We start from the raw sequence: 13,770 nt of genomic DNA, 5'->3' as shown, positions 1-13,770 counted from the left end.
CGACGGACGAATATCGCCCCCTACGGCACCGACGGAGTGTGGCATGACTTCCAGCGGCAGAGGCCTGACGCCGTTCGTCGGCCCACACCCCTTCCGCCGGGACGACGCGCCGAAGTTCTTCGGCCGCGAACGGGAGATCGACGAGCTGACGAAACGCTGGACGCAGAGCCGGCTGACCATTCTGCACGGCGCTTCCGGGGTCGGTAAGACGTCGCTGGTGACCGCCGGCGTGCTCCCCCGGCTCGACGCCACGCGCGCCGACGTGCTGCCGGTGGGCACGGTGTCGCGGCCGCCGTTCGTGCCCGCGGCCGTCATCCCCGGCGACAGCGATCCGCACGTCTTCGGCCTGCTGGCGTCGTGGTCGCCGTACGAGAACCCCATCCGCTTCGCGGGCCTGACCGTGAGCGCCTACCTGCGGCGGCACCACTGGAGCCCGCACGGCGGGCTCATCATGGCCGTGCTCGACCAGGCCGAGGACGTCTTCACCACCTTCCGCCGCGACCGCGGCGCGCACCCGCACCTCCTCGACCAGCTCAGCGACGCCGTCGGCGCGTGCGACCGGGACCTCCCGCTGCGCCTGCTCGTCGTGGTCGGCGACGAGCACGTCGAATCCCTGCGCAGGCACGACGGGTTACGCGCGCACATCATCCAGGGCGCCTCCTACCGGCTGAAACCGCTGGGCGTCGAGCCCGCTCTTCAGGCGTGCCGGCGGCCGTTGGAGGCGGCCGGCCGCGCGTTCCGTCCGGGGGTGGCCGAACGGCTCGTCGACGAGCTGCGCCGCACCGGGCCCGGACCTCTGGGACCGGGCGCCGTCGAACCCCTCCATCTGCAACTGGCGTGCGCCGCGTCGTGGGAGTCCGTGAGCGAGGGCTCGGCGGCGATCGGGCCGACCGACCTCGCCGACGTCGACGAGGTGCTGGCCGGTTTCTGCCATCGCGCGATCGCGGCGGTGGCCCGCGACCATCTGCGCGAGGACGCCGACGGGCTGCGCGCGCTGCTGCGTCCGCTCGCCCGGGTGCGCGGTCTGCGCGGCGCCGGCGGCGAACGGCTGCCGGAGCCGATCGCCCGCGCGCTCCTGGCCCACCACGTGATCCGGCCGGGCCGCAAGCACCGCTGGGAGATGCCCGCCCGGCTGGTACGGCCGTTCCTGCGCGGCCCGTCCTCGCCCGCGCCGCCGCCCCCGCCGGCCGACCGCCTGGCCGCCACGAGCGCCGCGCTGCACCAGGGCTGGTTCGCCCTCGCCGAGGACCTGGCCGGCCAGGAGGTCCGCGACCCGGCCGGCACCAGGTCGCGGGCCCGCGCCGAGTCCCTGCTGGGAGACGCGGCCTACCTCCAGAACGACCTCGGCGGCGCGCTCGCCCACTACCGCGAGGCCGCCCGGCTGTTCGACACCACGCGGGGCACCGACCAGATCGTCGCGACCCTGCTGACCGCGGCCGGCCGCATCCTGATGGACCAGGGCGCCTACCGGGCCGCCGTCACGGAGCTGCGCTCGGCGGTCCGCCGCAGCACCGAGCCGGTCATCCAGACCGAGCTGGCCTGGGCCCTGTGGTACCTCGGCCAGGAGAGCGGCGCGGTGGACGTGCTCGACGGCGCGCTGCGTTCCGACGGCGACACCCCCGAGGCCCTGCGTGCCCGCGGGGAGATCCTGTCCGACCTGGACAACCCGGAGCGCGCCCTGCGCGACCTGGACAAGGTACGCCCGCACGAGCTGGCCTCCACCCGGGCCGCGTACGCGCTGGCCCTGGCCCGCAACGGCGACGTGGGCAGCGCGGTCAAGGCGATGCCGCCGCTCGACGTGCACAGCGACCCGGCGACCCTGCTGCGCGCCGCCCGGGTCATGAAGGCCGCGGGACGCGACTCGGAGGCCGCCCGGCTGGCCCGGCAGGCCCGCCGCGGCACGAGCCGGCGCCCGCTGCCGCCCCAGCTGACCGCCGAGGACGACCGGCTGATCGTCACGTAGCGGCAGCTCAAAGAGATCTTCACGGAAAGATCGCCCAGAGCTGGCAAAGTGGCGGCCAGCGGTGCTCTATTCTCTGAGCGTGCCACGGCTCCGATCCGTGCGCCGGATCGTAGCAAGCGCTACCCACGCCCGAAGTTCGCGAGCCGTGATGGCGGGCGTGCAGCAGATTCGGTGCTTCAAAGAGCTTCTCACCGACTATCCGGCATTTCGGCGGTCATGGGTGGGATCCACCATCTCCATGCTCGGCAGCCGCACGATCGGCGTGACGTATCCGCTGCTGGCCTACACGCTGACCGAGTCCCCGACCTGGATCGGCTGGGTCATGTTCGCCTCGACCGTCCCAGGGCTGCTCTGGTACGTCCCCGCCGGGGCGCTCATCGACCGGCTCGGCCCGCGGCGGGTGATGGTGTGGAGCGAGTACGCCCGCGGGATCCTCGTCGCCCTGCTCTGCGCCGCGATGGCGTTCGACGTGCTGCGGCTCCACCATCTCGTGATCGTCGCCCTGCTCGAAGGCACACTCTCGATCAACTCGTCGGTGGCCGAGACCGCGCTGATCCCGACCACGGTCAAGCCCGGCAACGTCGAGACGGCGCTGGCCCTGCACGAGGGGTCCGTGCACGGCATGGTCCTGGCGGGCCGCCCGCTCGGCGGGATGTTGTTCGGGCTCGGGCCGATCGTGCCGTTCCTGGCCAACACCCTCATGTTCTTCTCGGCCGGCCGGGTGCTGAGCAGACTGGAACGCGACATCACCGCGAAGGGGCCGCGCGGCAGGCTGCTCGCCGACATGCGCGCCGGGCTCGTCGAGTTGTGGAACCACCGGTTCCTGCGGGCGGCGACCATCGTCACCGCGCTGATGAACCTCATGGTGCAGGGCCTGATCGTGGTGTTCCTGTCGAAGGCGACCAATGACGGCCTGCCCTCGGCGCTGGCGGGCGTCATCCTGGCCGCCTCGGGGATCGGGGGGATCGCCGGGGCCCTGCTCTCGCCCAGGTGGCGGCACATCTGGCAGCGGGTGGTACGGCGGGCGTCCCGCCGGCGTCGGGCCGCCGTCCTCATCGACCGGTTCGGGCTGGCGCGGCTCGACGGGTCCATGATGCTGGCGCACACCTGGATGTGCGCGGCCGCGCTCACCCTGCCCCTGGCGCTCAACCAGGCCCCGCCGGTGTTCGCGGTGTCGCTGGCCGCCATCGGCCTCACGGGCGGGCTGAGCAACGTCACGATCCGCACGGCGCTGAGCCGGGTGCCGTCCGACCTGGTCGCGCGGGTCGTGGGCGTCTCCCGGCTGGGCAGCTACAGCGCGGTCGCGCTCGGCCCGCTGCTGGCCAGCCTGCTCATCGGGCGGGTCGAACCGTTCGCCGCCCTGCTGTTGTTGTCGCTGACCGTGCTCGTGCTGGCCCTGGTGGTGACCCTGGTGCCGGTGCTCCGGAGCAGCCTGATCCCTCAAGAGGGACCGGAGAGCGTGCCTGTCACGTCGTGAGCGATTCGCCGGGATCACGTGCATCGGCGATCGTTTTACGTTGCAATGCAGGCATGGCGAGTGCCCGGCGCGTGTTGTCGTCCTCCTGCCTGCTCGTGCTCCTCGTGCTCGTCTGGCTTCCGGCGGGCGCTCTGGCCGCGCGGGCGGCGGCGGGGCCGGAGTTCCTGGAGCAGGAGCAGTTGTCCATCCCGCTGGAGCGGGTGCCCGGCGGCAGGTGGGACGTCGTGGTGATCAACCCGGGCGCGGCGGTGGCCGTCGAGGTACGGCTCGCCGGGTCGCAGGCCGACGCGCTGGCGGTCCAGGGCGGGCGGGCGTACGTCCCCGGCGGCGGCAGCGCGACCTTTCGGCTCGTGCCCGGCAGGCGGCCCCATGCGGGGACCGGCGAGCTGGTGCTGATCTCGGCGGACGGCGTGGACCGGCTGCGTGTGACGGTGACGCCGCCCGCCCCCTTCCTGACCCGCTACCCGTTCGTGCCGGTGCTCGGCGGTCTGCTGCTGCTCGCCGGATTCGTGGTGCTGCCCCTGTGGCGGCGGCGCCGTACCGCGTCCGGCGAGAGCCGCCCGCCGCGTACGGGCGGCGCCGTACGGCCGGGTCTGCGGGGCTTCACCCACAGCGACGAGCCGGCCCACGCGGACGAGCTGAACCGTGCCGAGTACGCCCGCCACCTCGCCGAACTGGCCCGCCACGCGACCCCGCCCATGGTGATCGGCGTCTACGGGGAGTGGGGCACCGGCAAGACCTCGATGCTGATGCAGGTACGCGACGAGCTGCGCGACGCCCCCGAGTGCGCCCACGTCTGGTTCGACCCCTGGCGGCACCAGTACGACGAGAACCCCGTCCTGCCCCTGCTGCACGTCATCGTCAACGACCTCGGCCTGGCGGGCCGGGAGAACGTGCGCCGCACGCTGCGGACGATCTCCGACGTGCTCGGCTCGCTGGTCATGTCCGCGTCACTCAAGATCAACTTCTCCGACGTCCGCAAGTCGATGGAGGACTACGACGCCGAGCACTTCCGCGTCCGCTCCGAGCTCACCCGCCTGGACGAGCACCTCGGCGAGCTCATCTACGACGAGCTGGCCGCCCGCGGCAAGCAGCGCCTGATCGTGTTCGTCGACGACCTCGACCGCTGCGACGCCGACCGGATCACCTCCTTGCTGGAGGTGCTGAAGCTGCACTTCAACCGCAACAACTGCGTGTTCGTCCTGGCTCTGGCCAAGGGGCCGCTCATGGCCGCCGTCAGGGAGAAGTACCAGGACCCGGTCGGCGACTACCTCGACAAGATCATCCAGTTCCCGTTCGAGATGCCGCGGCTGTCCGAGCGGGACTTCACCCGCTACCTCGACGGCCTGCTCACCCTCACCGACGACATCAGGGCCGCCGGCGGCATGCTCAGGTGCGGGCTGCGCCGCAACCCGCGCGCCGTCAAGCGGTTCGTCAACGTGCTCATCCTTCAGGACCGCGTCGCCAAGGCCAGGAAGCTGGACCCGTACGACGTCTCCGTGCTGGCCGCCGTCCTGCTGCTGCGCGACGGCGCCCCGAAGGTGTACGCCGAGCTCATGGACGACCCGTCGCTGCTCCAGCGCATCGCCTGGCAACTCGGCGCGCCCGAGGCCGGCGAGCCCGGGGAGCCCGGGGAGTGGGGCGAGCTGGCCACGCGGATCGTACGGGAGCTGGCCGGGTCGCCCGCGGGCGTGCCCGACGACGTGCGGACGTACATCGACCTGGTGCGCGACTCCCCGCTGCCGCAGCCCGGCGACCTGTCCGACGGCCCGCCGCAGGGCCGGCCCGAGGTGCCGGAGCTCATCCGGCTGAACGAGCTCTCGCTGAAGGCCGTACTGGAGAGCCTGGCGGCGGCCGTGCGCGAGCGCACCGGACGGCCCGCCGGGGACGGCCCCCGGGTGCTCGACCCGGTGGTGCGCTTCCGCGGCCAGGACCACACCGGGATGGCCGCCGTCGAGGACGCCGTCACCCGCGGCGGCGCGAAACTCCTGGTCACCGGCCCGCCCGGGGCCGGGAAGACGGTGCTCGCCGAGCGGCTGGCCGCCGACCTGGCCGAACGGCGCGCGCCGCAGAGCCCGGCGTTCCTGCCGTTCGCGGCGCTGAAGACCGAGTTCCCCGAGCACGACCGCTGGGTGACGCACGCGCTGGTGTCCGAGTACCGGATCTCCCTGCCCGACGCCAACGCGATGGTGCGGCGGGGCTCGTTGTCACTGATCCTCGACGGCCTGGAGACGCTGGACCAGGACAAACGCGCGGCGTTCCTGCAATGGGCCCGCGACGCCGCCTGCGGCGTGGTGATCACCAGCCGCGACGGGCCGGTCCCGGGCCTGGAGGAGGTACGGATGCTCGGCGTGCCCGCCACCGAGGTGCGCCGCCAGTTCGAGGCGGCGCTGGCCGCCCACGGGATCGAGCCGGACCGCCTGCTCGGCCTGACCTCCGAGCTGCTGAGCTCCCCCCAGCTCCTCACCGTCCTCACCGGCGGCCAGAAGTGGATCGAGGACCTGCCGGACCAGCCCGTCCGCTTCGTGCCCTGGTACGCCGACTGGACCCTGAGGGCGACGGCCGCCGCCGGGTTCGCTCCGGACGCCGTCGCCCAGGGCCTGCGGGACCTCGCCAGGTCGACCCGGCACGACGGTCACCACATGTTCTCCGGCGAGGACTCCGCCGTCCGGACCGTCCTGTGGCGCGCCGGCGTGCGCACGGTGGAGGCTCCGGCGCTGCTCGCCGCCGCGACCCGGGCGGGCCTGCTGCGCGAGTGCGGGCCGCGGGTCTACCACTTCCTCCACCCGCTGCTCCGGGAACACCTGGCGGGGCTGGAGCTCTGAGCGGGGCTCAGACCCGGGTCATGGTGGACTGGTAGCCGCCGCCCGGCCACTCCCAGGCGCCGCTGTTGGTGCTGCGGTCCTCGTTGAACGTGCCCACGAAGCGGGCGGGCGAGCCCTGGTCGCCGTACCAGATGGTCAGCGTGTCGCCGTCGACCTCCCAGGTGTACTTCAGGATCTCGGCGGACTGGCCGAACAGGTGTGACTTGAGGGTCTTGCTCTCCTCGTCGTAGCCGATGTACTCCACGGCCTTGGTGTCGGCCAGGTCGACGTGCTGGACCAGGAAGTTGCCGCCCTCCAGCCAGGCGAAGCGGACCGTGCCGGCGTCGGTCGCCTCGCCGTCCTCGACGTTGCTGACCCGCCAGGTGCCGATGAGGACGTCGAGCTGCCGGAGCGCAGGGTTGGGGGATTTATCGGTCATGGTGGTTTTCCCTCCGTTTCAGTGTGACAAAGCACGGCTTGGCGCGGTGGGACCAGCGGCCCGGCGCCGTACGGCGAGGGCGGGAATCTTGCGGCCCGGCCCGCTGACCAGCGAGGACACCGATCGGCCGCACGCCGGTCGCGCGTCAAGCATCCCTTGGGTGCCAGCCGATTGTCCACCGGAAGAGCACGTTGGAAGAAGCCGCGACACGGGGGCCGTGCGATTGTCGGGAGAAATGCTTTCGTGCGGGAATTGTCGCGCGGCAGCGAATCGGCTGGAGGATTTTCATGGATTCGCCGGAGGTCTTCCGCAGGCCACCGCCCCGCATCCCCGGCCCCCTTCCCCCGCGCGACCCCTGCGACCCGCGCGACCTGCGCGACCTGCGCGGCGAACCCCGACCACTCTCGCCCGACGTGGGCCGGAGGGTGTCCGGCGGTTCGTCGGCCGCGCACGCCCGCGTCCCGTCGCCGGGCCGTTCGACCGCCCTTCCCCCTGCCTTCGCGCAGACGTCCCTCTCGATCCCAAGGAGCCGCATGTGAGCCGCCGTGGCTGGGTGCTGTTCGCCCTGATGTCCGTGATCTGGGGCATCCCCTACCTCCTCATCAAGGTCGCGGTCGGCGGCGTGCCGGTGCCCGTGCTGGTCTTCGCGCGCACCGCGATCGGCGCCGCGCTGCTCCTGCCGCTGGCCATCCGCGGCGGACAACTCGCGATGGTACGGCGCTACTGGCGGCCGGTCATCGGCTTCGCCTGCCTGGAGATCCTGGCCCCCTGGTGGCTGCTCTCGGACGCCGAACGGCGGCTGACCAGCTCGACCAGCGGGCTGCTGATCGCCGCGGCCCCCATCCGCGGCGTGGCGCTGGCCCGGCTGACCGGCGGCGGCGAACGGCTGGGCAGGGCCCGCTGGGCCGGGCTGGTGGTCGGACTGGCCGGCGTGGCCGTACTGGCCGGGCCGCACCTGGGCGGCGGCGACGCCTGGGCGATGGGCGAGGTGCTGCTGACCGCGCTCTGCTACTCGATCGCCCCGCTCATCGCCGACCGCCATCTCCGGGACCTGCCCACGATCCCGCTGACGGCCGCCTGCCTCACCCTGGCCGCGCTGGTCTACACACCCGCCGCGATCTGGACGTGGCCGTCCGCCATGCCGAGCGGCGAGGTGCTGGCGGCGCTGGTCGGGCTGGGCGTCGTCTGCACCGGGCTGGCGTTCGTGGTGTTCGTGGAGCTGATCAAGGAGGCCGGGCCGTCACGCGCGCTGGTGTCGACGTACATGAACCCGGCGGTGGCGATCGTCGCCGGGGTGATGATCCTGAACGAGCCGCTGACCGCCCTGATCGTCGTCTCCTTCGTACTGATCCTGGGCGGCTGCGTGCTCGCCACGCGCGCCGAGGAGGAGCCACCCGCCCCCGCGGCGGAACGGGAACCGGAACTGGAAGTACGGTCCTGACACTTTCGCGTAGCAGGAAGCTGCACCACGCGGGCAATTAGCTGAAGCTCCCGATCCCGATACCGAAGTCGCACATCGAAGAAAATCATTGGTATCCGGCAGGACCCCGCCAACCAAAGAAATCGATGGGTGACCTCAGATGACCACACAATTGATTCGCGATTTCATCGCGCACGCCAGGAAACGGCCGTCCGCGCCGGCGCTGCGCACCAGAACGGAAACCGTCGGCTACGCCGAACTGGCCGCGCTGTCCGGCCGGGCCCAAAAAGAACTGGACGCCCTTCCGCCGGGCCCGGTCGCGGTGCTCGCCCGTAAATCCCCGCAGGCGGTCGCGCTGGTGCTCGGCTGCCTTTCGGCCGGGCGGCCGGTGCTGCTGCCGCCGATCGACCTGGGAACGGTCGCGCTCGGCGAGTTGTGCGCGCGGGCGGGCTGCGTCCAGGTGCTCGCCGCCACCCCCGAGGACGCCGCCGAACACCCGGAAGCCGTCACCGCCGTCATCGGCGGGCCGAACGGCGGACCGGGCGGCGGCACCGGAGGCGGGCCGGGCAACCGGCCGGGCTCCCGGGCCGTGTTCCCGGAGCCGGTGGCGGTCGGCGACGCGGACACCGCGTTCATGCTGACCACCTCCGGCTCGACCGGCGCCCCGAAGATCGTCCCGCTGTCGGCGGGCGCGGTGACCCGGTTCACGGACTGGGCCGGCGACGCGTTCGGCCTCGGCCCCGGCGAGGTGGTGTTCAACTACGCGCCGCTCAACTTCGACCTGTGCCTGCTGGACGTGTGGGCCACACTGCGGAGCGGCGGCTGCGTCGCCCTGGTCGACCCCGCCCTGGCCGCCAACCCACGCTATGTCTCCGGCTTCTTCGCCTCCTCCGGGGTCACCGTGGTCCAGGGCGTGCCGATGTTGTACCAGTTGCTGGAGGAGGACGTCTTCCCCGGCGTACGGCACGTCATCGTCACCGGCGACCACGCCCCCGTCCCGGTACGCGCCGCCCTGCCGCGCAGGTTCCCCAACGCCCGCCTGCACAACGTCTACGGCTGCACCGAGACCAACGACAGCTTCTGGCACGAGTTCGACGCCGCCGAGGCCGTCCAGCCGGGCCCGCTGCCGATCGGCGAGCCGCTGCCCGGCGTCATCGCCGCCTTCGGCCCGGATCTGGCCCCCTTCCCGCCCGACGACGGGGGCAGCGAGCTGCTGGTCAGGACGCCGTTCCAGACCGCCGGCTACGTGACGCCCGACCCGGCGGCGGCGACCGGCCGGTTCGTGACCGGCCCGGACGGCAGCCGCTACTTCCGCACCGGCGACCTGGTCCGCCGCGGCGCCGGCGGCCGGCTGTTCCTCGTCGGCCGGGACGACTTCCAGCTCAAGGTACGCGGCATCCGGGTGAACCTGGAGCAGATCGAACGGGTGCTGCTGGAGCACGACGACGTCGTGGAGGCGGCCGTCGTCCCGGCCGTGGACGGCGCCGAGACCCGGCTCACGGCGTTCGTGCGCGGGAGCGGGCCGGGCCGGCTGTCGGGGCTGCGCCTTCGTACGCACTGCGCGATGCGGCTGCCAAGGGCCGCGATCCCGTCCTCCATCCGGCTGGTCGAGCAGCCGTTCCCGCGTACCTCGACCGGAAAGGTGGACCGGAAGCGCATCGGCTGACGTACGAAAAGGCAATTGCGGGCACGCGCATTCTCGGAGATGCGACCGCGTGCGCGCGCGTGTGATGCTGCCTTTCGTGGACATCACACTTCAGATTAAAGAATTCGTGGTGACCGAGTATCTCCCGGATACTCCGCCAGACGAACTCGAGGCCGACTACGACCTTTTCCGCAACGGGGTCATCAGCAGTCTGGGCCTGTTGAAGCTCATCGGCTGGATCAAGGACCGGTTCGACATCCCGGTCGACGAGCTCGACATCGCCCCGGAGAACTTCCGGACCGTGGCGGCCATTCGCGAATTCGTCGGAACAGCATTGTCAGCACCAGCAGAACGGACACTGAAATGATCATCCGCAAGATCTCGGACGTGACGCCGGTCGAGTGGGGGAACGGCCTCAGCCACCGTTTCCTGGTCGAGCGCGACGGCATGGGCTACTCGCTCACCGACACGATCGTCTGGGCCGGGACCAGCTCCCCCCTCCAGTACCGCAAGCACCTGGAGGCCTGCTACTGCATCAGTGGGCGCGGCGCCGTGATCGACGCCGACGGCCGCCACCACGTCCTGGAGCCGGGCACCATGTACGCCCTCGACCAGAACGACCCGCACCACCTGATCGCCGACCCCGGCGAGGACCTGCGGCTGATCTGCGTCTTCTCCCCCGCGCTGCAGGGCGACGAGCGCCACCAGCTCGCAGAGGCTCAGTTCTCCCACTACTGACGGATCTGGTCTCCCATGGATGAGTGGAGCGACACACACCGCGAGCTCCGGGCCGAGTTCGCGGACTGGTACGAGGTGCTGGGCGAAGGCCACCTGGACGCCGACCGCGACGCCGGACTGCCGGCGCGGAAGTGGGAGCAGGTGCGCGCCTCCGGGCTGCTGCGCCTGCCGTTCGCCCCCGAGTGGGGCGGCCGCGGGCTGGACCTGCTCAGCACCATGTACGTCCTGGAGGGCCTCGGCGAGGGCTGCAGGGACGGCGGGCTGTGCTTCTCGCTCTGCACGCAGATCGTCAGCGCCGGGATCCCGCTGCAACGCTTCGGCAGTCCCGAGCTCAAGGCCCGCCACCTGCCCGGCATCTGCGCCGGGACGACGATCACCGCGCACGCCATCACCGACCCCGGGGGCGGGTCCGACGTGCTGGGCATGGGCATGACCGCCAAGCCCGACGGCGATCACTGGATCCTCGACGGGGACAAGGTGCTCGTGACCAACGGCCCGGTCGCCGACCTGATCGTGGTCTACGCGGTGACCGACCGCGATCTGGGCCCGTTCGGGCTGACCGCCTTCCTGGTCGAGCGGGACACCCCGGGCGTGCTGGCCGGCCCGGACGTGCCCAAGATGGGTCTGCGCACCTCGCCGCTCGGCGAGCTCACCTTCCGCGACTGCCGCGTCCCGGCCGGGAACGTGGTGGGCCGGCCCGGCATGGGCTTCACGGTGCTGGAGCACGTGATGCGCTGGGAGATCCTGTGCTCCTTCATCGTCCAGGCCGGCGCGATGCGGCACCGGCTGGACCGCTGCGTGGAGCACGCCTCCCGGCGCCGCCAGTTCGGCCGTCCCATCGGTTCCTTCCAGATGGTCGCCGGCCAGATCGTCGACATGAAGATCGGCCTGGAGACCGCCCGGCGCTGGTTGTACGACGCCGCGCGCGGCTTCGCAGCCGGCCGGGACGTCGCCACCGACATCGCGATCGCCAAGGTGCTGACCAGCGAGGCGAACGTGAAGTCGGCGCTGGCCGCGATCCAGGTCTTCGGCGGCAGCGGCTACCTGACCGAGACCGGGCTGGAGAAGGACCTCCGGGACGCGGTCGGCGGCACCATCTACTCCGGCACCTCGGAGATGCAACGGATCCGCATCGCCCGGATGCTCGGACTCAAGGAGTCACACACATGACCGCTGACCTGGCCGCCACCACGTTCCTGGACGCCGGCCACCCCGTGGTGCACGAGTTCGCCCGGCGGGCCGTCGAAGGCGCCACCACCCCCACCGAACAGGCCGTACGCCTCTACTACACGGTGCGGGACACCATCCTGTACGACGTCTACGACATCGACATGTCCCGCGACGGCCTGCGGGCCAGCACGATCATCTCCCGCGGCAGCGGCTTCTGCCTGCACAAGTCGGTCGTGTACGCCGCCGCCGCCCGTTCGCTCGGCATCCCGGCCCGGCTGGTCTTCGCAGACGTGCGCAACCACCTGGCCTCGGGGCGGCTCAGGGAGCTCGTCGGCGGCGACGTGTTCCGCTTCCACGGCCTGGTCTCCGTCCAGCTCGAAGACCGCTGGGTGAAGGCCACCCCCGTGTTCAACAAGATGCTCTGCCGGCTGTACCGCCTGAAGCCTCTGGAGTTCGACGGCACCGCCGACAGCGTCTACCACCCGCACGACGAGTCCGGTCGGCGGCACATGGAGTTCCTGCACTGGCACGGCGAGTTCGACGACTTCCCCTACGAACTGGTCCTGGACGCGTTCCGGACGTCCCACCCGGGGCTGCTGGGCGAGCAGGACCAGACCGTGAAGGGCTCGCTGACCGCAGAAGCGGGCGTCTGACATCCCATCGACGAAGTCCCCTTGAGAGGTATCCGTTGAACGAGCGCGTCAAATACACGCTGAACGAGGACGACATCCCGTACACGTGGCTGAACATCGCCGCGGACTTCGGCGAGCCGGCCCCGATCCTCGACCCGGCCACCGGGGCGCCGATCACTCGGGCCGAGCTGTGCAGGACGATCGCCGAGCCGCTGGTGGACCAGGAGCTCAGCACCGAGCCGGAGTTCGAGATCCCCGGGCCCGTCCGCGACATCTACCGGCAGTGGCGCCCGACCCCGCTCTACCGGGCCCGCCGCCTCGAAATCGCCCTGGACACCCCCGCGCGCATCTACTACAAGTACGAGGGCGTCTCGCCGGTCGGCAGCCTCAAGCCCAACTCGGCGGTGCCGCAGGCGTACTACAACAAGCAGATCGGCAAGACCGGGCTGGTCACCGAGACCGGCGCGGGCCAGTGGGGCAGCTCGATCGCCTCCGCCGCGGCGATGTTCGGGCTGACCGCGCAGGTCTTCATGGTCGGCGTCAGCTACCGGCAGAAGCCGTACCGGCGGGCCCTGATGGAGGCGTACGGCGCCGTCTGCAACTCCAGCCCCAGCCCGCTCACCGCGGCCGGACGGGCCGTGCTGGCCGAGGACCCCGACCACCCCGGCAGCCTCGGCATCGCCAAGTCCGAGGCCCTGGAGATCGCCTACGCCAACCCCGACCTGGGCTACACCCGCGGCAGCTCGCTGAACCACGTGTGCGCGCACCAGACCGTCATCGGCCAGGAGGCGATGCTCCAGATGGAGCTCGCCGAGGACTATCCCGACATCGTGGTCGGCCCGTGCGGCGGCGGCAGCACCCTGGCCGGGATGTGCTTCCCGTTCCTGCGCGACAAACTCCGCCGCGGCCGCGACATCCGGCTCATCGCCGCCGAGCCGGTGGCCTGCCCCACCCTGACCCGCGGCCGCATCGCCTACGACCACTCCGACGCGGCCCGGCTCACCCCGCTGTCGCGTATGCACACGCTGGGCCACAAGTTCGTGCCGCCGCCCGTACACGCCGGCGGCCTGCGGGCCCACGACATCTCGCCGCTGATCAGCCGGGCCGTCGAGAACGGGCTGATGGAGGCGGTCGCGGTGCGGCAGCACGCCTGCTTCGAGGCCGGTGTGCTGTTCGCCCGCGAGGAGGGCATCGTGCCCGCCCCCGAGTCGGCGCACGCGGTGCGAGCCGCCATCGACGAGGCGCTGCGCTGCCGCGAGCAGGGCCAGTCGAAGGCGATCCTCATCGCCCTGTCCGGCCACGGCCACTTCGACCTGGCCGCGTACGAGAAGTTCCAGGCCGGGCTGCTGCCCGACGACGAGCCGTCGGACGAGGACCTCGAACTCGGCCTGTCCAGCATCCCGGACCTCGCCCGCGCCTGACCGCCGCGCCCCTCACCCAGTACGCCACCGCCTTCACAGTGAAGGTGGTGGCGTACTTGTC

12 protein-coding genes are annotated in these 13,770 nt (G+C 71.8%); 11 read left to right on the top strand and 1 reads right to left on the bottom strand.

Features of this window, described 5'->3' with window-relative positions; genetic code table 11:
- The first annotated feature begins 43 nt into the window (after positions 1 to 43).
- The 3 genes from DMB42_RS31910 to DMB42_RS31900 all read left to right on the top strand — a co-directional run bounded on the left by DMB42_RS31910 (position 44) and on the right by DMB42_RS31900 (position 6,265).
- Positions 44 to 1,963, top strand: a complete 1,920-nt coding sequence (locus DMB42_RS31910; RefSeq protein ID WP_125639981.1) for a tetratricopeptide repeat protein — start codon at positions 44 to 46, stop codon at positions 1,961 to 1,963.
- 148 nt (positions 1,964 to 2,111) lie between these two features.
- Positions 2,112 to 3,440: an MFS transporter gene (locus DMB42_RS31905; protein ID WP_125639978.1), complete on the top strand. Its 1,329-nt coding sequence runs from the start codon at positions 2,112 to 2,114 to the stop codon at positions 3,438 to 3,440.
- A gap of 53 nt (positions 3,441 to 3,493) precedes the next feature.
- Positions 3,494 to 6,265 carry a P-loop NTPase fold protein gene (locus DMB42_RS31900; protein WP_125639975.1) on the top strand — a complete coding sequence of 924 codons (2,772 nt, stop codon included), beginning with the start codon at positions 3,494 to 3,496 and terminating at the stop codon, positions 6,263 to 6,265.
- 7 nt (positions 6,266 to 6,272) lie between these two features.
- Here DMB42_RS31900 and DMB42_RS31895 read toward each other — a convergent pair whose 3' ends face one another.
- The gene (locus DMB42_RS31895; RefSeq protein ID WP_125639973.1) at positions 6,273 to 6,683 is read right to left on the bottom strand and encodes a hypothetical protein; all 411 of its coding nucleotides are present in this window, start codon (positions 6,681 to 6,683) and stop codon (positions 6,273 to 6,275) included.
- Positions 6,684 to 6,970: 287 nt separating this feature from the next.
- Between DMB42_RS31895 and DMB42_RS31890 the strand changes: the two genes are divergently transcribed.
- The 8 genes from DMB42_RS31890 to DMB42_RS31855 all read left to right on the top strand — a co-directional run bounded on the left by DMB42_RS31890 (position 6,971) and on the right by DMB42_RS31855 (position 13,709).
- Positions 6,971 to 7,222: a hypothetical protein gene (locus DMB42_RS31890; RefSeq protein WP_125639970.1), complete on the top strand. Its 252-nt coding sequence runs from the start codon at positions 6,971 to 6,973 to the stop codon at positions 7,220 to 7,222.
- The gene (locus tag DMB42_RS31885) at positions 7,219 to 8,124 is read left to right on the top strand and encodes a DMT family transporter (RefSeq protein ID WP_125639967.1); all 906 of its coding nucleotides are present in this window, start codon (positions 7,219 to 7,221) and stop codon (positions 8,122 to 8,124) included. Before DMB42_RS31890 ends, DMB42_RS31885 begins: the two co-directional genes overlap by 4 nt.
- Positions 8,125 to 8,263: 139 nt before the next feature.
- Complete coding sequence (locus DMB42_RS31880; RefSeq protein WP_125639964.1) at positions 8,264 to 9,769, top strand: AMP-binding protein; 1,506 nt, start codon at positions 8,264 to 8,266, stop codon at positions 9,767 to 9,769.
- 76 nt (positions 9,770 to 9,845) lie between these two features.
- Entirely contained in the window at positions 9,846 to 10,115 is a 270-nt protein-coding gene (locus DMB42_RS31875) for an acyl carrier protein (protein ID WP_229823216.1), read from the top strand.
- Complete coding sequence (locus tag DMB42_RS31870; RefSeq protein ID WP_125639961.1) at positions 10,112 to 10,486, top strand: ectoine synthase; 375 nt, start codon at positions 10,112 to 10,114, stop codon at positions 10,484 to 10,486. The genes DMB42_RS31875 and DMB42_RS31870 overlap by 4 nt, the downstream gene beginning before the upstream one ends.
- Positions 10,487 to 10,501: 15 nt before the next feature.
- Positions 10,502 to 11,656 (top strand): acyl-CoA dehydrogenase family protein, encoded by a 1,155-nt coding sequence (locus DMB42_RS31865; protein WP_125639958.1) that lies wholly within the window; start codon positions 10,502 to 10,504, stop codon positions 11,654 to 11,656.
- Entirely contained in the window at positions 11,653 to 12,309 is a 657-nt protein-coding gene (locus DMB42_RS31860) for a transglutaminase family protein (RefSeq protein WP_125639955.1), read from the top strand. The genes DMB42_RS31865 and DMB42_RS31860 overlap by 4 nt, the downstream gene beginning before the upstream one ends.
- A gap of 35 nt (positions 12,310 to 12,344) precedes the next feature.
- A complete protein-coding gene (locus tag DMB42_RS31855; protein ID WP_125639952.1) occupies positions 12,345 to 13,709 on the top strand; it encodes a TrpB-like pyridoxal phosphate-dependent enzyme in 1,365 nt (454 codons plus the stop codon).
- Positions 13,710 to 13,770 lie beyond the last annotated feature (61 nt).

Source organism: Nonomuraea sp. WAC 01424 (assembly GCF_003947315.1).
Taxonomy (GTDB): Bacteria; Actinomycetota; Actinomycetes; order Streptosporangiales; family Streptosporangiaceae; genus Nonomuraea; species Nonomuraea spiralis.
This window is presented reverse-complemented; position numbering and strand designations above follow the sequence as displayed.

What these genes read in the sequence shown, in the direction of transcription:
- DMB42_RS31910 (WP_125639981.1), top strand. Translation starts at nt 44, where the DNA reads ATGACTTCCAGCGGCAGAGGCCTGACGCCGTTCGTCGGCCCACACCCC.
- DMB42_RS31905 (WP_125639978.1), top strand. Translation starts at nt 2,112, where the DNA reads ATGGCGGGCGTGCAGCAGATTCGGTGCTTCAAAGAGCTTCTCACCGAC.
- DMB42_RS31900 (WP_125639975.1), top strand. Translation starts at nt 3,494, where the DNA reads ATGGCGAGTGCCCGGCGCGTGTTGTCGTCCTCCTGCCTGCTCGTGCTC.
- DMB42_RS31895 (WP_125639973.1), bottom strand. Translation starts at nt 6,683, where the DNA reads ATGACCGATAAATCCCCCAACCCTGCGCTCCGGCAGCTCGACGTCCTC.
- DMB42_RS31890 (WP_125639970.1), top strand. Translation starts at nt 6,971, where the DNA reads ATGGATTCGCCGGAGGTCTTCCGCAGGCCACCGCCCCGCATCCCCGGC.
- DMB42_RS31880 (WP_125639964.1), top strand. Translation starts at nt 8,264, where the DNA reads ATGACCACACAATTGATTCGCGATTTCATCGCGCACGCCAGGAAACGG.
- DMB42_RS31870 (WP_125639961.1), top strand. Translation starts at nt 10,112, where the DNA reads ATGATCATCCGCAAGATCTCGGACGTGACGCCGGTCGAGTGGGGGAAC.
- DMB42_RS31865 (WP_125639958.1), top strand. Translation starts at nt 10,502, where the DNA reads ATGGATGAGTGGAGCGACACACACCGCGAGCTCCGGGCCGAGTTCGCG.
- DMB42_RS31860 (WP_125639955.1), top strand. Translation starts at nt 11,653, where the DNA reads ATGACCGCTGACCTGGCCGCCACCACGTTCCTGGACGCCGGCCACCCC.